Below are 17,423 nucleotides of genomic sequence, written 5' to 3' on the forward strand. Positions count from 1 at the left end.
CTAACTCTGTAATCCGCAGTCAATAATTTTTTTCCTGCATCTTATTTATTTTTGCTTCGCTTCATGAAATGCTGCTTTCACTTTATCCAACAGGTCTTGATCCGAAATCAATTTATACCCTGTAAGTGCAAGGGCTTTTGCTCCGGTCAGGATGGCTTTGTCTCCAGCAGGAGATTTGGCACAGTCGCGGAATTCATTCGTATGGGCAATCAGCTCATCATGGCCAATTTTTATGTAAGGATGTGCTGTCGGCACTACATGGCTTACATTACCTGCATCCGTCGAACCATAGCCGCTCTCTTTTCGGGGAGCCACCGCTTCCCCTAATTGAGCCAGTTCTTCTTTTAACAGTTCATCCAGGACTGGATTAATGACAAAATCGAGCACTTCATTTTGGAAGCGTTCAACTTTCACGTTACTTCCTGTGGCAAGTGCTGCACCTTCAGCAACAGCACGTATTTTTTTGGACACCTCTTGGCAAAGTTTCCATGTTGTGGCTCTAATGTAAAATCTGGCGGAAGCATATTCAGGAATGATGTTAGGCGCTTCCCCGCCATTGGTGATGATTCCGTGGATTTTGACCTCGGCTGGGAGCTGCTGGCGCAAAGCATTAATGCCATTGAACAGCTGAATCACCGCGTCAAGTGCATTCACGCCTTCTTCAGGTGCAGCTGCTGCATGCGCTGACTTCCCGTAAAAATGAAAATCAAGAGGGTCGACAGCCAAAAACGGACTTGTGACACCCGTTTTCCCGGCAGGATGGATAAGGATGGCCGCATCCACCCCATCAAATAGACCATGCTTCACAAAACTGCCTTTTGCGCTTCCATTCGGCCCGCCCTCTTCTGCCGGTGTTCCGAAAACAATCACCTCTCCGCCCGTTTCCTCCAGCACTTGAGCCAAGGAAATGCCCGCTGCAACACTCGTTGTGCCGATGATATTATGGCCGCAAGCATGACCTAAACCCGGCAATGCATCATACTCGGCTAAAAAGGCAATTGTGGGACCTTTCTTTGAAGAGGTTTTTTTAGCGATGAATCCTGTTTCATGTCCGGCAATATTGCGGGTCACTTCAAATCCTTCATTCCGAAGTATTCCGGTTAATGTATCCGAAGCGAAGAATTCTTGATTCCCAATCTCGGGTTTGGCATGAATGGCCTGACTCGTTTCGATATATAATTTGGAATGAAGGTCGATATGATCTTCAATGATCTGCTGATGCCGCTTCTGCACTAATTCTCTCGCCATATTCGTATCTCCCCTTTTTGGTTTAAGGAGCCGGATAGCCATCTTGAATCCATCCGGCACTTGTTCTCAAGCATTATTTTTCATTTGCTGGTTTTGTCCAAGCATCCTGGTAATTGACTAATTCATCTACAGAAACATAAGCAGGAATGGTGTTTCCTTTAAACGTTTTTTCAATGAACGCTTCCACTTTTTTCGATTGATAAAGCTCCACTAATTTTTGCAGCTCAGGACGATCGGCATTTCCCTTTTTAACTGCAATGATATTAATATATGGTTTCGCCGTTTTACTTTCATGGAATAATGAATCTTTTAAAGTAAGGCCCGCTTCGACGGCAAAGTTATTATTGATGGCTGAAGCATCGGCATCATCCAATAGACGAGGCGTATTGCCGGCAGCAACAGGCTGGATTTTCAATTTTTTCGGATTATCCTTAATGATTTCCAATGATCCCGATCCATTGAATTCCTCTTTCAATGTAATCAATCCGGCTTCCTGAAGAAGGAGCAGTGCACGGCCGAAGTTTGTCGCTTCATTCGGAACGGCAATCGTAGCACCATCCGGAAGATCCTTAAGACTTTTATGTTTTTTCGAATAAAGGCCCATAGGCGCAATGACAGTCGACCCGATGGCTTCTAATTTCAGGTTTTGATCTTGAACGAATTCATCGAAGTAAGCGACTGTTTGGAATGAATTGGCATCGATTTCACCTTCACTTAACGCAAGGTTCGGTTGGATATAATCATTGAAAGTGACCAGTTCGATATTAAGCCCTTCCTCTTTCGCTATATCGACAATGTATTCCCATGTTCTCGTATCCCCGCTGCTGACACCGACTTTCACTGTTTTCACATCATCCGAACCGCCTGATGCACCTTCTTTTTTCCCACATGCTGCAGACACGATGGCCAATGCCAATACGATGATCGTTAATAAGATTTTCTTCATTTCTCCTGCCTCCTGTTATGTTTATCTTCTTCTGATTTTTCTTGAAACGAAATTCCCAGTGGATTGCAATAATTGAACGATGATCACGAGCGCCGCCACTGTGACGATCATCGTCATCGTATCGAACCTTTGATAACCGTAAGCCAAAGCTAGATCTCCGACCCCGCCTGCACCGACGGCACCTGCCATGGCCGTAGAACCAACAAGCCCGATTGTCGCTGTTGTAAATGTAAGGATCAACGAACTAAGTCCCTCGGGAATCAAAAAGCGGTAAATGATTTGCCATGTCGTCGCCCCCATCGCCTGAGCTGCCTCGATGATCCCTTTGTCCACTTCCAACAGGGAGTTCTCCACAAGCCGGGCAATATAAGGAGCCGCGTAAAAGATTAACGGAACAATCGCCGCATTCGTTCCGATTGCACTGCCTACAATCATTCTTGTAAACGGAATAAGTGCTACAAGCAAGATGATGAAAGGAACCGACCGCAATATATTGATGATCGGGTTCAATACATTAAAGACCCATTTATTCTCCAGGATGTGACCCTTTCTTGTAATGACAAGCAGGATACCGAGCGGAAGCCCAATCAATCCGGAAAATACCAATGAGATGGCTACCATATAAAGTGTGTCACCGAAAGCTGTCGACAGCTGATCTGCCGTTATTTCCATTCCCCAAAGCGTATTACCCATTAAATCTGCACCTCCTGGACGAGAATCCCCTCATCTTTAATATATTTATAAGCTTTGTCCACCTCATTTTTGTTCCCGGTCACTTCGATGATCAAATTCCCGAAAGGCGTTTCCTGAATTTCAGAAATATTGGCTGATAAAACACTTAAATGAACATCATATTTCTTCGAGATCGTTGAAAGTAAAGGAGTACCCGAAGTAGTCCCAATAAAATTAATTTTCCAAATAATCGGGATATGGGACCCTATGCTTTTTAGGAAACTTTGTGGGATTTCGTCATGTATGACCGTTCTCACGAAGTTTTTTGCAATATCCGTTTGCGGTTTCGCAAAAACTTCGAAAACCGAACCTTGTTCAACGACGCATCCGCCTTCCATGACTGCTACCTTATTGCAAATTTCCCTAATGACAGACATCTCATGAGTGATTAGCAGAATGGTGATATTGTATTCTTTATTGATTTTCTTTAAGAGCTGCAGAACGGCACTAGTTGTTTGTGGATCCAATGCCGAGGTAGCTTCATCACACAATAAGATCGATGGATTGGTAGCCAATGCTCTCGCAATGCCGATCCGCTGCTTTTGACCGCCGGATAATTGTTCCGGATAACTCTTTGCTTTGCTCGATAAGCCAACGAACTCCAACAGCTCGCCCACCCGCTTTTTGATTTCTTTACCGGGGATTCCCGATAAAATCAACGGCATGGCGATATTATCAAAAACGGTCTTTGAGTTCAGCAAATTGAAATGCTGAAAGATCATCCCGATTTTTTTCTTTTCTGCCCGCAATTCCTTCGGGTTCAATTTGGTTAAATCCTTGCCCCCAACAATCACTGAACCACCTGAAGGATGTTCAAGCAAATTGACCAACCGGATCAACGTACTCTTCCCGGCCCCGCTATAACCGACTACACCGAATATATCCCCCTTTTCCACTGTCAAATTGATGCCCTTCAAAGCCTCGACAGTCTGTTTCTTTGTTTGATAAACCTTTTTGACATGTTGAAACTCAATCATCCAATCTCCCCCCATGCTGTTTATTTGTACCAATTCATTATCTAGAGAAGAGCTTTGCCAAGTTTCATAATGATAGGGTTAAATTTTGGAATTCACGAGTAAATGCGTGAAACTCACGAGTAAACCTGCCAAATTCACGAGTAAATCTGCCAAACTTACGAGTAATTGCACCAATTCTCCAAATAACCATATACATTTTGAATAAACAAAAGAGGCCTCTTCCGTCATCAGACAGAAGAGGCCTCTTTTAGACATCAAAAAGAGTAAACTCTTAAATTAATTATCTAAGAAAAGCTCCTTCTTATCTTTCAAACTTTCGTCCGTTGGAATTAGCACAGTATTTTTACAAAAGTAAAAACCCGCTGCCGAGGTATCATAGGGCCAAGTCCCTCCACATCTCTTGATAAGAATTAACGTTATATTTAATTATGTCCTTCACTATATATTCTAATTTCTCTAAAGTCAACCGTAGTTTTCCTCACACTAGATATTTTTATAGTATAGTGAATTGATAGCTTTTAATTATATTGACATAACTTCAAATTGATTTGCTCATTCTCCATACAAGGTATTTTTCATTTTCTTCGCTTATCTTCTTCATGCCTGAATTCGTATATAAACGAATCGCCCTTCCATTATCCGGAGAAACCCTTAAATGATATTCGGATACATTAAATTGCCTGAAAAAGTTTTCTGCGTAGCGAACCAATTCCTTGCCAAGGCCTTTACTGCGGTAATCGGGAATAAGATAAAAAAGATTCACATAGCCGATTTCCATTCCTTCATACTCACGAATTTGAAGTTCCATTTGGCCAATCGGTTCTTGGTCCTTTTCAATGATCACCTGTCCATCCGGAAATTTGCGGATCCGTTCTTTCATTCGTTGCAGATATGTATTCTCATCTCCAAAACCATCTTCAGATCCAAAACTTACAACATAGGAATCTTTCCTGAATTTAATGATAATCTCTTTATCTTTATCGGTATCAATAGTACGAAAGATCAGCTTCACCCACCCCTATCATTTTAGTGAAATAGTTTTTCCAAAAACCAAATCTCATTTTACTTACGCATTTTTATGATATTAATTTTTTTCTTTTTCATAAATAATAGGCTTAGCGGGGCCCTTTCGTTTTTGTGCCTTGATGAAAAAACATTTGCCATCTTCCATTCGTACATTTCCAGATTGAACTCCTTAAGGTATGTTCCACTTTATCTTCATCAAAAATCCGGTACGTCGTTAAAACGGTATCCTCAGACAATGGATGCATATCAAATTGACTTAGTGTCAGCTTCACCGCTCCGGCTCCCTCTTGCCCCATAAAATCGTTTTTTGACCATATGTTACCCGAACTGCCGAACTCAAAGAAATCATCTTTCAATAATAATGAAAGCTCTTCTGGAGATTTACGGACTTCAGACTTTAACAATTTCTCCTCCAGTTGATACAACTGTTCTTTTCATAATGAAGATTCACCATCCATTCATCTTGTCCTCCTTTTTCAATTATTGGTGAAATTCATGATCCATGGTGGCAAAGATTTTTTATCAAGTTGGTTAATATTTTGCGGTCAGCAGCATTTTTTTGTATTTAACCGTTTTTGCATACCTACTTTGTTTCCATATTTCCAGAACCTGGACTCAGGACTGATTTCAGAGTGTTCGTTACAATTTATTCTACAATACTAGCGGTCATTCCTTTTTGACGGCCATTCGCTGCGTACTATTCCTTACTGGTCCTCCCACATCTTCATCATTGAGTCCATAAAAAGAAGGAGCTGCAAATGGCAGCTCCTTTTTCTGTGCATCCGTTTGTTTTCCCATCAGGTTAACGTGATAGTGTACCTTGCAGGCGATTCGTTTCGGCGATTACTTTTTCTTCATCGATCGTTAAGCAGTGCCTTTCTTTCACGACCATTTTGCCATCGATGTACACATCACATACATCATTTCCGCGTGCTGCATAGAGCAGGTGCGAATAGGCTTCACTCAGCGGCTGCAGATGTTCTTTGTCATATGGGTAAATGGTGATGAAATCTGCTTTTTTACCAGCTTCCAGTGATCCTGTATGGCTCATGCCTATCGCTTCTGCGCCCATTCTTGTGGCCATGGCGAGTGCTGTTTGGGCAGGGAATTTAGTGGCATCCTTATAGATTCCTTTTTGCAATAATGCAGCTGTCCTCATTTCCTCAAACATATCGAAGTTGTTATTGGAGGCGACGCCATCAGTTGCCACTCCCACTTTAATGCCTGCATCAAGAAGGCTGACGACATCGGCAATTCCAGATCCGAGCTTCAGGTTACTGATTGGATTGTGGGCAACGCGAACATCATGCTGTTTTAGTATCGCCCGCTCTTCGTCATTAAGAACCACACCGTGTGCCATTACGGTAGGCTGGTCGAACAGACCTAGACGGCGAAGGTGCTCGACAGGACGGGATCCGTAACGTTTTTCGATGTCGAGGATTTCAAAGTCCGTTTCCGATACGTGGATGTGCACCATCAAATCATTCTCTTTTGCAATCCGTGCACTTTCCATGATCGCTTCAGGTGTGCAGGCATATGGGCTATGTGGTGCGACCATGGTAGTCAGGCGGCCATCGGCAAACGTTTTATAGTTTTTTGAAAACATCTCTGCCCCCATGAGGTTCGCTTTTTGGTCTTTTTCGGTACCCAAGCTGAAGATCGTGTAGGAGAAGGCTCCGCGCATTCCTGTTTCGCCTAGCGTCTCCATGACAGCACCTGCATCTATTCCATTAGGATTAAACATATCCGAAAATGTCGTGGTTCCTGATTTCATCATTTCCATAATGCCAAGCTGAGTGCTTACAGAAGCGATTTCCGTTGTAAACTGGCTTTCAAGCGGCCATATTTTCGTTTCAAGCCATGGCTTCAGCAGCATATCGTCCCCGATACCGCGTAAAAGGGTCATTACAATATGCGAATGGGCATTCACAAGGCCTGGCATGATCCATTTCCCGCCAAGGTTAACCACTTGATCTGCATCAGCCAATTGTTGTTCATCATGCTGGCCGACGTAGGATATGGTATCATCTTGTACAATCATCATGCCATTTTCAAAGATTTGATTTTCCTTGTCCATAGTAAAAAATGTAGCATTCACATATATTGTTTTCATAAGTAGTTCCTCCAAAGTCGTATCATGTAGCAACATGTTCTATTCCGCATTCTAAACTAGCACCTTACAGGTAATCAAGTAATTTCATATTATCAGGGGCCATTTCCATTTACCTTAGGAACCTATTGGAAGAGCTCCAAGATGCATGACTCATGCGAAATCAGTTGTTTAAGAAAATCTTCCCTCCATTGCTAGCGACTTGAATGGCTTCTTGCACATCTTGAAGGCTGTAGTAGGAAGCCGGCATCATGAACTTCAATCTTTTATCATTAATGAAACCTATCAAAAGGTTAAACGTTTCATGCCAAGTTTGTACGGAAGCCTGCTGATTCCAATGCCGAAGATGAAACATTTTAACATCCACTTTTGTCCTTTGTGAAATTTCCGCCCAATTTACAGACTGTCCTGATAAAAGGCCGATCGTTAATAAGATGCCATTAGGCCGAACACAAAAAGCTAGCTCTGAACCATCGATGCCGCCCACTGAATCTATGGCCGCTTTCGCTCCGCGCCCATTCGTCCATTCCATCACTTCATCATGCAAGGATGATTGCGACGTATCGATCACATATGAAGCACCAAGTTTAAGCAGTTCCTCCGTATACTTACTGTTTCTCGTTACAGCAACCAGCTTAAATCCAAGTATCTTAGATAACTGGGCAAAGATACGGCCAATGGAAGATCCGCAAGCATTTACAAGTAATACATCATCCGGTTTCAATGCCAATACTTCTGTACAGATTAGCCATGCGGTTATCGGATTTATATATAATTGTGCTGCAATATGATCCTCGATCGAATCGGGAATGACGATGGCCAGATCCGCAGATGTTTTAACATACTCCTGCCAGGTCCCTTCACCGCGCAAAGGCAGAACACGCTTGCCTATCAGCTCGTTCGAAACTGAAGGACCCACCTCTTCTACAATGCCGACCCCTTCATAACCGGGTATGGAAGGCAAGGGAATTCGGTGGGAATATGCACCGCGAATGGGCAGCAAATCAGACGGGTTAATGGGACTTGTAGTCATCCGAACGAGGACCTCCCCTTCGAAAGGTTTTTGAATACATTTATTTTCAACTTTTAAAACCTTTTGCGGATTCCCGAACTCATAGAATTTAACACATTTGGCTTCCAAGATGATAAGCCTCCTTCAATTCATTAGTCTTTCTATTTTATCATTTAAACTGATCCCACCTGGCACTTAAAACGCTTTTAACTCTGGATACATGTATTGTGGTTTTTCACATGTTAATCCTCTTTATATAAATTTGACGTTAAGAATCTTCTTATTTTTCCAAGCATATGGTTTATAAAATGTTTGTTAATACAAGGGGTGGAGAGAGTGAATAAAGTAGGAAAAGATGATTTTGTATCTGGGTTCGTACCACATCATAATCATGGATCTGTTGATTATACTTCCGTAGCGGACGGCCATGTCCATCAATGTTTAGATGTAACTTCCCCGCCAATTCCATCACAAGAGGGAGAACATATTCATTATACTGAAGGATATGTGTTATTTGAGGATGGACATACCCATTATTATAAGGCTTATTCGGGACCACCCATTCCGGTTGGAAATGGAATGCACGTTCACTATTACGATTTTTACACAACGGAAGAAGATGGGCATAGCCATAGAATTAAAGGGGTCGACCACCCTGCTCCAGGGAATAAATAGGATAAATGGATAAACAAAAAACATCAGGGGGGATGTGAAATCCCCCTGATGCTTTTTTGCCTCCGATCGTCTGACTCTAAATGCATCTCACTGATTGATACCGTCAATATTAATAAAATTTTGTGAATAAAGATCATTTTGTCCATTAAGGCAACCTGCATGCATTTTATTGCTTCGTGAAGGAAATGGACGTACTGATTCGTCCAGGGCTTGAAATTCAACTTTAAAAAAGCAACCATATTTAGTCGATTTAATGGCGTTTCTACGAAGTATTTACAGCTCAATTCAGTCTGGTTTCATTTCCTTGTTAGTAGGAAAATGGAAAGTGATTTAAGCAAGAAAAGGCTGATATTTATTTTATCAAGTGTTCTCGGAACGTGGGAAACCCCAGATACATTAAGACACAGAAGCATCCCTTTTAAAAATTGCAAAGTATCTCTAATAGGAAATCACACATATTCATCAATGGGTTACATAAAAAATGAGCTTGGAAATGTATCTCCAAGCTCATTTTTATTATCCACTTTTTCCCAAAGGTTGTTTTCGCATATTTTGTTGCTATTTACCAAGTAAAGCGGTGTGGTTGATTTCCCCTCCAGATGCTCGCTTTCCGCGGGGCGGGCGGTGAGCCTCCTCGGCGTAAACGCCTGTGGGGTCTCACCTGTCCCGCTTCTCCCGCAGGAGTCTCGCACTTGCGCTCCAATCAACCCTAAATAGTTTATTTTTAAAAACAACAATCTTTACGAAAATAGCCTTCCCAAATCAACAGTTGGTCGAATAAGAAATAAACAACTTTATAATAAATTAAATAACTTTATTGTCTTCTTTAGAAAAAGAGAGCCGGTATACTGTCTCTCCAAATATTTATTCACCCAAATTTATCTGCTTACCGTTTTTATCATACGCCGTAAAAGATACCGCTACAGGACTTTTAATAGTAGGAGGTAGCAAATCTACCACCGTAAAGTAATCTCCTTTAGGCACATCTACACGATAACTGTAATCTGCCGTTTGCAAATCTACTTCTATCATTGATATCTTCTCATTCGGATTCACGCCATACAGGGCTACATAAACCCCATCATCCGTCGCAACATAATCATAACGTACCTCGCCGGTTCCAGAACTCGACCGCACAATCTTTAACCGACTGTTTATACCTTTCTGTAACTTTGCTATAGCTGGGGAGTTATCCAGCTTATAAGAAGCAAGATATGTACCGGTTTCACCTAACTGTTTAAATGATATAACCTCTATCGTATGCGACGTATCTAACCAGTTTTCCCAACCCTCTAAATGCTTTTTAATATCCCCCGCATCCGTCTTTATTGGGTACTGTACGTACAAACTACTAACCCCTATACCAATAATAATTACAGTAAAAACAATGCTATAAATCTACCCCTTCTATAGTTTTCTCTCTTAAAGATTTGGTTTTGTAAATTCCTCCACTTTGACTATACCATTTTATTCCTTTTGTCTTTCGTGAAAATCGAAGTCTGTATTAAACTAACCTGCCCCGTTAGTTTATGTAGAAATTTACAATCTCATTTTCAATTTAACATAAATTCCCAATCTCAAGTTTTTATATTGTCTATTTCATTAATCAAGCTTTACCTTTAACACAGCTAAAAAGTAAAAAAAGAGCAAACCCATTAAGGTCTGCCCTCCTTGCCTTCCAATCAACATTCAAATTCCACAAACATAATTGGATCATCTTTTGCCTTCCAGGATATCTTAGTGAAACATTCCCTTTAAAAAGCGATACAGTCCGTCTTCTCGATATGAATGCTCCGTCACTTCATCGGCTTGTTCTTTGACCAGGTCCGCGGCGTTTTTCATGGCAACGCAATGCCCGGCGAGTTTAAATAGCGGGAGGTCATTTTCGCCATCGCCTACTGCCAGGATATTTTCCGGTGCTAGCTGGAAATGCTTCAGCAGCAGTTGAACGCCTGTTGCTTTTGTGATGCCTTCCACGGTCACTTCTACATTATGATGGGTGGAGGAAGCTGTGGTAAAGGCATTGTACTGCTTGATTTTCCCCAACTCCGCTTTCCATTTTCGAATCGTATTCATTTCATTGCTGAAGAAGTAGATTTTGGCTACGCTGCTTATATCCAGTTGTTCTGACCATCTTATTTTGTCTTCCACTGCATCCTTTCTTGATAGCCATTCATTTTCATCGACTGTCTCAGGCTTTGGCATCAAACCTTGTTTAACCATATAGTCTTTATCTTTAAGTAATGCCATCCGTGTTCCATCGTTCGGATGAACTTCGTAAAAAATCTCTTCCGCTCCTGCTTTGGCTACCAATTCTTCCACAAGATCCAGCGGCAGGGCGTGTTCGGCTATCTGCTTCTTTCCGATGAATACGGACATTCCATTGGCAGTCACCACTCCATCGGCTTCCATACCGGATGGCAAAACGTCCCTCATTTCTTCAAGCGTCCTTCCTGTTGCAATGAAAATCAGCTTACCTCTTTTCCGAAGTTCACCTATGTATTGTTCCAGCGTCTCGTTCACAGTGTTTCTTTCGTTCAATGTCGTGCCATCCAAATCTAGCACAATCGCTTTGTTGGTCATGCAAATCACCTCAAGAATCCGAATGATATGAAAATGCCAACAGCCCATTATCTATAAAGATCTTAGGCTGTTGGTTTCATTCATTTATTTTTGTTTCTTTACTTATCAGTATAACAGTTTAGGATAATCCTAAAAGCTTCATGACGCTTAGGATCAAGAGACCGACCACACCAAAGTCCGAATCACCGAATGTGGTACCTTCGAACCCTACATCCCCCAAGAAGACCAGGAGTATTGCCGGCAGGAAACTAATGATGAGCCCGTTGGCAAAGGATCCAAGCATCGCTCCGCGTCTGCCTCCTGTGGCATTTCCGAATACTCCTGCTGCAGCTCCGGTGAAGAAATGCGGTACGAGCCCTGGAACGATTACTTTCAATCCAAGTGCCGGTAGGAGGAACATGGATAATAGTCCAGCCAAGAAACTGAATAGGAACCCGATGATCACTGCATTTGGAGCGAATGGAAAAATGGTCGGACAGTCCAATGCAGGTTTTGTATTCGGCGCGACTTTATCGGCTATCCCTTTGAATGCAGGGACGATTTCAGCAATTAACATCCGTACCCCTGCAAGGATGATATAGACTCCTGCAGCGAATGTTATCGCCTGGATGAAAGAGAATACGATGAAGTTCGAACCGCCGGATAATTCCGTTTCAATATAGTTCTGTCCGGCAAATAATGCGACGATCACGAAGAACATCGTCATTGTAAGCGATACAGCGACTGATGTGTCCCTCAGGAATCCTAAAGATTTTGGAACCTTGATTTGCTCTGTCGTTTTTTCCTTATTTCCAAACCATTTTCCAACAGTCGCGGATACAAAATATCCGATTGTCCCGAAATGTCCGATGGCAAAATCATCGCTTCCGGTAATCTTCCGTACGTATGGCTGAAGGAGGGCTGGGAACATCACCATGCATACTCCCAATAGAATGGAACCGACCAAGATAAGCGGAAATCCATTGAGCCCGCCGACCGAAAGCGTGACTGCAAGTAAACAAGCCATGAATAAGGTATGGTGTCCCGTTAAGAATATATATTTAAATGGCGTGAAACGAGCCAGCAAAACATTGACAACCATACCAAAAACCATGATTAGTGCAGTCGAAGTCCCAAAATCACTTTGGGCGGCTGCGACAATGGCTTCGTTATTCGGTATGACGCCTTGTACATTGAATGCATGATCGAACATTTTACTGAATATATCAAGGGCACCAATGAGCACTGCCGCCCCCGCTCCAATGATAATGAAGCCCATGACGGTTTTTAGCGTTCCAGATACAACATCCGCACTGGATTTCCGCTGTAACACCAGGCCGATGAGGGCAAACAGCCCCACAAGTATGGAAGGTGTACCCAAGATGTCATTCATGATAAGTTCCAGCATTGCCTCTCCCCCTCTTCTTATGTTTACTTCTTATAGATGTGAAGCCAATTTCGATGTGATTTCAGGAATGCTCATCATGTTTTCCAGTGTGACGATCGTCCGGGTTCCATCATCCAGCTGACCGACAATATCCGCCGCTCCCAGGTAAATATCAGCCTTAACCGTTTTTGCGGATGCCAGATCCGTATGATCCACCTCGGCTGTCTTACCCATTTCCGTCAATGCTTTCTTCACATTCATCTCCATGATGAAGCTGCTTCCCAATCCATTTCCGCATACTACCATGATTTTCTTCATATCAATCTCTCCTTTTTTTATCCTACATGCTTTTCCAATTTAGATTTGATTTCAGGGATGCTCATCATGTTCTCCAGTGTGACGATCGTCCGGGTTCCATCATCCAGCTGACCGACAATATCCGCCGCTCCCAGGTAAATATCAGCCTTAACCGTTTTTGCGGATGCCAGATCCGTATGATCCACCTCGGCTGTCTTACCCATTTCCGTCAATGCTTTCTTCACATTCATCTCCATGATGAAGCTGCTTCCCAATCCGTTTCCGCATACTACCATGATTTTCATTCCGCTTCCTCCTTCGAATATTTATGAACGTACTCCATAAGGACCGATTTATCTGAAGTGCTTAAAATTTCTTCTATATTGGCTGGTTCATTCAATAATTGAGTGAGCTGGATCAATGCCCGCAGGTGCGAATCGTTATCCACGGCCGCCAAAATGATTATCAGGCGTACCGGTTTATCCGGCGCAAAGTCCACGGCTTCATCCAATTTCAGCAAACTCATGGATAAAGACCTGACCCCCTGCTCCGGACGTGCATGGGGAATCGCCACTCCTGGCGTTATCACTACATATGGTCCATTCGTTTCTATCGCCTCGATCATGGCATCCACATACCGTTCCTCTACGGTTCCTAAGTCCACGAGAGGCTTGGCCGCGACTTGAATGCCTTCTTTCCAATCGGAAACATGCCGCTGTAATTGAATCGTTTGCATATTGAGCAGTTCTTCTAACACAGGCTTCTCTGCCTCCTTTAAAGAAAATTGGGTTATTTTTGGTGTATGGGTATACACATTCGACTTCAAAGCCTTTTCAAGCTGATCCTGTTCATGGATGGTTGCATACTTGGATATGATCTTTAATAAAGCTGCAACATCCACACTTTCCGTCGTATATCCATACAATTCCTGCATGACCTGCTGGCGCAATGTATGTTTGTCCTGGATTTCCAAAATGGGCGGTACAACGAATAATGCCGCTTTTGTTCTCATATGCACCGTTGAAAAAACAAGATCGTACGACAGTGGGTATTCAGCCGCTTTTCTAACGGACAGAACGTCCAGGAACAATATATCCGGAAATAATTCCCTCAATGTATAAATGAGGATATTGCTGATGCCAATGCCATTCGGGCATACGACAATTGCCCGTTTTCGATCATCCAATGTCGTCCCTTGCCTGCGCAGCCATCCGCCAAAATAGACGGTGAAGTATGCGACTTCCTCTTCCGATACCGGACAGCCAATTTCTTTCTCCAGCACCCACAGGGATTTTTTTGTCAAATGATGCAATTCAGGATAGACCTTCTGCACCCGTCCCGTCATCGGGTTCATTTGCGGGAGACCATACCGCAGGCGATGATATGCCGGTTTGAAATGAACGTATAATTGTTGGAATAGCTGTTCTTTGTCTTTCAAGTGAACAAATGCCAGCCTCTCGAACTCTGCCACGATTTCCTGCAAAAGATGTTGAATGGCTTCATCATCCTTAAGAGGCGAAATATCCTTCGTTCGATTCATGCTCAATAAATGTAAGGTTGCGTATAAGTTTTCCGTTTCGCTCCATACTGATCGAAAGGCATTCGTTCTGGTCATTCCCTCAACCATTTTGTATTCTTCCGTCGCAACAAACGGCGCCCAGCTCTGGTCTGCCTGTAATTCTTCCCCTTTTCCTATGAGCTGATCTGTACATAGAAATAAATAGCTCAGTTCATGAAGCCGTTCATCCGTAAAGGTGATGCCCAATTTACGTTCAATCCTTTCAAGCTGAAACCGGATCGGACTGATTTGCTTTTCATGATTTCCCCATATGCATTCCATGATCAACTCACTATTGGGACTGTTCAGTACATCATGCACGAGACGTTCAATGATATATCTCTTTACTCGGGTTTCCCCAATCACCACATAGCCATCTTGTTTGGAATACTGGATTTTGAGCGATATGTCCCTGTTTTTCTCTTTAAGTCTTTTTAAATCCTTCAACACCGTATTACGTGAAAGCCCGGTGATCGCCTGGAAATGATAGACGGACAATTCTTCTCGGCTTAACAGGATCATGAGGTAAAAAACTTTTTCCCTATCTGTCTCTGAAAATATATAATTGCGTTTTGTCAGTTTTACATTCAATTCTTCATCCCTGATCGTTTCAGAAAAGGAGTAGCCCATTTCACGATTATATTGAATCGGTTGATATCCATGAAATTGGAGCCAGTCATTCGCTTTGCTCAGACCATATTGGATTTGCCTTCTCGTCAGACCTGTTTGGGCTTCAAGTTCTTTCATTTTTGAAATGGGCGAATGCTGTAATAGTTTTAGTAAATTGGCGCTTCTTTCATCTAAAAACATTCTCAATCCCTCTCCCTGCTTCTACGATATCTCACTTCTTATTAAAAATGTAGCGTTTCTAAGTCCGAAAGTTGTCATAGGTACTGCACAATAATATACTCTTCAAACAATTGTGCACAATACCGCATCTTTTTATTTCGTAAGCGATTTACAATAAAATTCGAGGCAGATTGGAATGCATGATAGTGAAGTCTGGGGGCGGGGTGTAACTGAGGGTTTGGAATGATGAGCCGTTTTAAAGGGGCTAAACTTTGGCGATGGAATTAGGAATACGCAATCTTCAGCCAATCAAAATGGCATATTTTACAAACCCTCAAAAAACGTTCGGAGTTGATTTCAGAAATCCATTGAGGGTTTCATAAAACAGTCAAAAACCATTAAGGAATCTTGTTTTAAAATCATAGTCCATTCCCATCCAAGTTTTAAAACAAAGCCTCCCTGACCACCCGTGGAAAGCGAGTGCCTGGAAAGGACAAAATTCTACTAATCATAAAAAAACTGTAGGCAAACTCGATTTTCATCAAGTTTGCCTACAGTCTGAGAAGGGACAAATGTCCCTTCCTTCATTCTTTATATCTTGCTGAAATCACGCTGAGCTCCCCTATAGCTACCGATTATATTTTGATAACCTGGAAGCTGGCTGGAAAGTAAAGCACCAAAACCTTCGACATCGTTGCGCCAATCACGTTGTAATTCGCACGCTACGCTAAACCAGTTCATAAGCTGCACACCGCCATGGGCCATACGCGCTAAAGCCGCATCAGCTACCTGTTTGCTGACTGTTCCAGAAGCATCAGTGACAGCGAATACTTCATAACCAGCGTTCAAAGCGGAAAGTGCCGGGAAAGCAACGCAGACATCCGTAACAACGCCCGCGATGATTAGTTGTTTTTTGCCGGTTTCTTCGATTGCTTTAACAAAATCTTCATTATCCCATGCGTTGATTTGTCCAGGCCTAGCTATTTTTGGTGCGTGAGGAAAGAGTTCTTCCAATTCTTGCATGAGCGGTCCGTTCGGTCCGTTTTCAAAGCTCGTTGTTAAAATGACTGGCAAATCAAAAAACTTGGCGGTGTTGGCAAGAGCCATAACATTGTTCTTGAATTCATCAACACCATAATCACGCACTAGCCCTGAAATAAGACCGGTTTGATGATCCACTAGCAGAACGGCAGCATCATCTTTGGAAATACGAGAATAGAGATCAGACATTTTTAAAGTCCTCCTTTTATTAAAGCTATCGAAGAAAGTTCATATGTAGGGTAATTCCCCCAACCCCTTCGTTGGTTGCAATCAGTTTATAACTTAACTGACTGTTATTTATAAGTTTATCTATAAACTTATTGCCTGTCAATTATATATATAATAGATTCATTGATTATGGCTAATTAATCTAGAACTGGAGTGTGATCGATCCAATGAATGAATTGGTGTAAATAACGCTCGAGATAACGTTTTGTTTGTTCATCAGTAAGCACTTTCTGATCAGAATCAATCTTTTTATGTACTTGCGATATCAGCATTTTTTGAAATGGAAGAACATGAACTTGCATGGCCTCCAGTATTTGCCTGATTTGCATTTGAGCAAATGCAGTGCCCATTCCCCCAGGAGTAGCTCCGATCAGGCCAACTGGTTTATTGGTAAGAACAGCGGACTCCCGAGGTCTTGATGCCCAGTCCAATGCATTTTTTAATACGCCAGGTATTCCAGAATTGTACTCTGGGCTTACGATAATGATACCGTCAACGTCCTGAATGGCGGATTTAAATGATGTCACCGTTTCTGGAATGCCAGTTATCTCCAAGTCTTCGTTAAACAACGGAAGATCATGAATTTCGATCCAGCGAAATTGATAAGAATCAACCATATCTGTCAATGATTGAGCAATGATTCGATTATAAGAATTTTCCCGTAAACTGCCGCAAATAAGGCCGATGGTTCTAGTCATCTACTTCCCTCCTTGTTTGAAATCATCTCCTATAGTACCATAATATACCAAAGTCAAAAAAGTGACGTTATTCCTAATCACTAAATTTGGCAAAACATAATTGCTGGGTAAAAAGAACTTCCTAAAAATGATCATGA

Annotated in this window: 19 protein-coding genes, 1 pseudogene and 1 riboswitch; of the genes and pseudogenes, 2 read left to right on the forward strand and 18 right to left on the reverse strand. The window is 42.3% G+C overall.

From position 1 onward, the window contains the following. Nucleotides 1-45: 45 nt before the first annotated feature. From JNUCC41_RS03815 to JNUCC41_RS03850, 10 genes are all read right to left on the reverse strand, one after another. Complete coding sequence (locus JNUCC41_RS03815; RefSeq protein ID WP_192206453.1) at nucleotides 46-1,248, reverse strand: M20 family metallopeptidase; 1,203 nt, start codon at nucleotides 1,246-1,248, stop codon at nucleotides 46-48. 73 nt (nucleotides 1,249-1,321) lie between these two features. Beyond that, a complete protein-coding gene (locus JNUCC41_RS03820) occupies nucleotides 1,322-2,194 on the reverse strand; it encodes a MetQ/NlpA family ABC transporter substrate-binding protein (RefSeq protein ID WP_192206454.1) in 873 nt (290 codons plus the stop codon). A 21-nt stretch (nucleotides 2,195-2,215) separates the two neighbouring features. Beyond that, complete coding sequence (locus JNUCC41_RS03825; protein WP_053537357.1) at nucleotides 2,216-2,866, reverse strand: methionine ABC transporter permease; 651 nt, start codon at nucleotides 2,864-2,866, stop codon at nucleotides 2,216-2,218. Nucleotides 2,867-2,886: 20 nt separating this feature from the next. Beyond that, on the reverse strand, nucleotides 2,887-3,903 hold the full coding sequence (locus JNUCC41_RS03830; RefSeq protein ID WP_192206455.1) for a methionine ABC transporter ATP-binding protein: 1,017 nt from the start codon (nucleotides 3,901-3,903) through the stop codon (nucleotides 2,887-2,889). Nucleotides 3,904-3,967: 64 nt separating this feature from the next. Then, entirely contained in the window at nucleotides 3,968-4,099 is a 132-nt protein-coding gene (locus JNUCC41_RS27035) for a hypothetical protein (protein WP_286182341.1), read from the reverse strand. 102 nt (nucleotides 4,100-4,201) lie between these two features. Then, nucleotides 4,202-4,313, reverse strand: a riboswitch (SAM riboswitch). A gap of 128 nt (nucleotides 4,314-4,441) precedes the next feature. Beyond that, nucleotides 4,442-4,915, reverse strand: coding sequence for a GNAT family N-acetyltransferase (locus JNUCC41_RS03835; RefSeq protein ID WP_228467530.1), 474 nt, complete (start codon nucleotides 4,913-4,915; stop codon nucleotides 4,442-4,444). Between the two features lie 103 nt (nucleotides 4,916-5,018). Continuing rightward, nucleotides 5,019-5,354 (reverse strand): nuclear transport factor 2 family protein, encoded by a 336-nt coding sequence (locus tag JNUCC41_RS03840; protein ID WP_228467531.1) that lies wholly within the window; start codon nucleotides 5,352-5,354, stop codon nucleotides 5,019-5,021. A 241-nt stretch (nucleotides 5,355-5,595) separates the two neighbouring features. Further along, nucleotides 5,596-5,727 (reverse strand): hypothetical protein, encoded by a 132-nt coding sequence (locus JNUCC41_RS27040; protein ID WP_286182344.1) that lies wholly within the window; start codon nucleotides 5,725-5,727, stop codon nucleotides 5,596-5,598. A 4-nt stretch (nucleotides 5,728-5,731) separates the two neighbouring features. Further along, nucleotides 5,732-7,042 carry an amidohydrolase family protein gene (locus tag JNUCC41_RS03845; protein WP_192206456.1) on the reverse strand — a complete coding sequence of 437 codons (1,311 nt, stop codon included), beginning with the start codon at nucleotides 7,040-7,042 and terminating at the stop codon, nucleotides 5,732-5,734. 160 nt (nucleotides 7,043-7,202) lie between these two features. Continuing rightward, nucleotides 7,203-8,180 (reverse strand): zinc-dependent alcohol dehydrogenase family protein, encoded by a 978-nt coding sequence (locus JNUCC41_RS03850; RefSeq protein WP_192206457.1) that lies wholly within the window; start codon nucleotides 8,178-8,180, stop codon nucleotides 7,203-7,205. 207 nt (nucleotides 8,181-8,387) lie between these two features. Between JNUCC41_RS03850 and JNUCC41_RS03855 the strand changes: the two genes are divergently transcribed. Continuing rightward, nucleotides 8,388-8,726: a YmaF family protein gene (locus tag JNUCC41_RS03855; protein ID WP_192206458.1), complete on the forward strand. Its 339-nt coding sequence runs from the start codon at nucleotides 8,388-8,390 to the stop codon at nucleotides 8,724-8,726. A gap of 243 nt (nucleotides 8,727-8,969) precedes the next feature. After that, nucleotides 8,970-9,146, forward strand: a pseudogene (locus JNUCC41_RS03860) (IS1595-like element ISSpps1 family transposase); the annotation flags it as partial. A 444-nt stretch (nucleotides 9,147-9,590) separates the two neighbouring features. Here the strand turns inward: JNUCC41_RS03860 and JNUCC41_RS03865 are convergent. The 8 genes from JNUCC41_RS03865 to JNUCC41_RS03900 form a co-directional block, all read right to left on the reverse strand. Next, nucleotides 9,591-10,073 carry a hypothetical protein gene (locus JNUCC41_RS03865; protein WP_192206459.1) on the reverse strand — a complete coding sequence of 161 codons (483 nt, stop codon included), beginning with the start codon at nucleotides 10,071-10,073 and terminating at the stop codon, nucleotides 9,591-9,593. A 390-nt stretch (nucleotides 10,074-10,463) separates the two neighbouring features. Beyond that, entirely contained in the window at nucleotides 10,464-11,309 is an 846-nt protein-coding gene (locus JNUCC41_RS03870) for an HAD family hydrolase (RefSeq protein ID WP_192206460.1), read from the reverse strand. Between the two features lie 118 nt (nucleotides 11,310-11,427). Beyond that, nucleotides 11,428-12,696, reverse strand: a complete 1,269-nt coding sequence (locus JNUCC41_RS03875) for a PTS ascorbate transporter subunit IIC (RefSeq protein WP_192206461.1) — start codon at nucleotides 12,694-12,696, stop codon at nucleotides 11,428-11,430. A gap of 30 nt (nucleotides 12,697-12,726) precedes the next feature. Beyond that, nucleotides 12,727-12,993, reverse strand: coding sequence for a PTS sugar transporter subunit IIB (locus JNUCC41_RS03880; RefSeq protein ID WP_192206462.1), 267 nt, complete (start codon nucleotides 12,991-12,993; stop codon nucleotides 12,727-12,729). A gap of 17 nt (nucleotides 12,994-13,010) precedes the next feature. Beyond that, a complete protein-coding gene (locus JNUCC41_RS03885; RefSeq protein WP_192206463.1) occupies nucleotides 13,011-13,277 on the reverse strand; it encodes a PTS sugar transporter subunit IIB in 267 nt (88 codons plus the stop codon). After that, the gene (locus JNUCC41_RS03890; protein ID WP_192206464.1) at nucleotides 13,274-15,340 is read right to left on the reverse strand and encodes a BglG family transcription antiterminator; all 2,067 of its coding nucleotides are present in this window, start codon (nucleotides 15,338-15,340) and stop codon (nucleotides 13,274-13,276) included. The genes JNUCC41_RS03885 and JNUCC41_RS03890 overlap by 4 nt, the downstream gene beginning before the upstream one ends. A 570-nt stretch (nucleotides 15,341-15,910) precedes the next feature. Next, nucleotides 15,911-16,549 (reverse strand): isochorismate family cysteine hydrolase YcaC, encoded by a 639-nt coding sequence (ycaC, locus tag JNUCC41_RS03895; protein ID WP_076372250.1) that lies wholly within the window; start codon nucleotides 16,547-16,549, stop codon nucleotides 15,911-15,913. 176 nt (nucleotides 16,550-16,725) lie between these two features. Continuing rightward, on the reverse strand, nucleotides 16,726-17,286 hold the full coding sequence (locus JNUCC41_RS03900) for an NADPH-dependent FMN reductase (RefSeq protein WP_192206465.1): 561 nt from the start codon (nucleotides 17,284-17,286) through the stop codon (nucleotides 16,726-16,728). Between the last annotated feature and the right edge of the window lie 137 nt (nucleotides 17,287-17,423).

It is taken from the genome of Brevibacillus sp. JNUCC-41, from assembly GCF_014844095.1.
GTDB classification, from domain to species: Bacteria; Bacillota; Bacilli; order Bacillales; family DSM-1321; genus Peribacillus; species Peribacillus aracenensis.

Bases quoted from the DNA above. Each gene is read 5' to 3' on its own strand.
- JNUCC41_RS03815 (WP_192206453.1), bottom strand. From the start codon at position 1,248: ATGGCGAGAGAATTAGTGCAGAAGCGGCATCAGCAGATCATTGAAGAT.
- JNUCC41_RS03820 (WP_192206454.1), bottom strand. From the start codon at position 2,194: ATGAAGAAAATCTTATTAACGATCATCGTATTGGCATTGGCCATCGTG.
- JNUCC41_RS03825 (WP_053537357.1), bottom strand. From the start codon at position 2,866: ATGGAAATAACGGCAGATCAGCTGTCGACAGCTTTCGGTGACACACTT.
- JNUCC41_RS03830 (WP_192206455.1), bottom strand. From the start codon at position 3,903: ATGATTGAGTTTCAACATGTCAAAAAGGTTTATCAAACAAAGAAACAG.
- JNUCC41_RS27035 (WP_286182341.1), bottom strand. From the start codon at position 4,099: ATGTATATGGTTATTTGGAGAATTGGTGCAATTACTCGTAAGTTTGGC.
- JNUCC41_RS27040 (WP_286182344.1), bottom strand. From the start codon at position 5,727: ATGGGAAAACAAACGGATGCACAGAAAAAGGAGCTGCCATTTGCAGCT.
- JNUCC41_RS03845 (WP_192206456.1), bottom strand. From the start codon at position 7,042: ATGAAAACAATATATGTGAATGCTACATTTTTTACTATGGACAAGGAA.
- JNUCC41_RS03870 (WP_192206460.1), bottom strand. From the start codon at position 11,309: ATGACCAACAAAGCGATTGTGCTAGATTTGGATGGCACGACATTGAAC.
- JNUCC41_RS03875 (WP_192206461.1), bottom strand. From the start codon at position 12,696: ATGCTGGAACTTATCATGAATGACATCTTGGGTACACCTTCCATACTT.
- JNUCC41_RS03880 (WP_192206462.1), bottom strand. From the start codon at position 12,993: ATGAAGAAAATCATGGTAGTATGCGGAAATGGATTGGGAAGCAGCTTC.
- JNUCC41_RS03885 (WP_192206463.1), bottom strand. From the start codon at position 13,277: ATGAAAATCATGGTAGTATGCGGAAACGGATTGGGAAGCAGCTTCATC.
- JNUCC41_RS03890 (WP_192206464.1), bottom strand. From the start codon at position 15,340: ATGTTTTTAGATGAAAGAAGCGCCAATTTACTAAAACTATTACAGCAT.
- ycaC (WP_076372250.1), bottom strand. From the start codon at position 16,549: ATGTCTGATCTCTATTCTCGTATTTCCAAAGATGATGCTGCCGTTCTG.
- JNUCC41_RS03900 (WP_192206465.1), bottom strand. From the start codon at position 17,286: ATGACTAGAACCATCGGCCTTATTTGCGGCAGTTTACGGGAAAATTCT.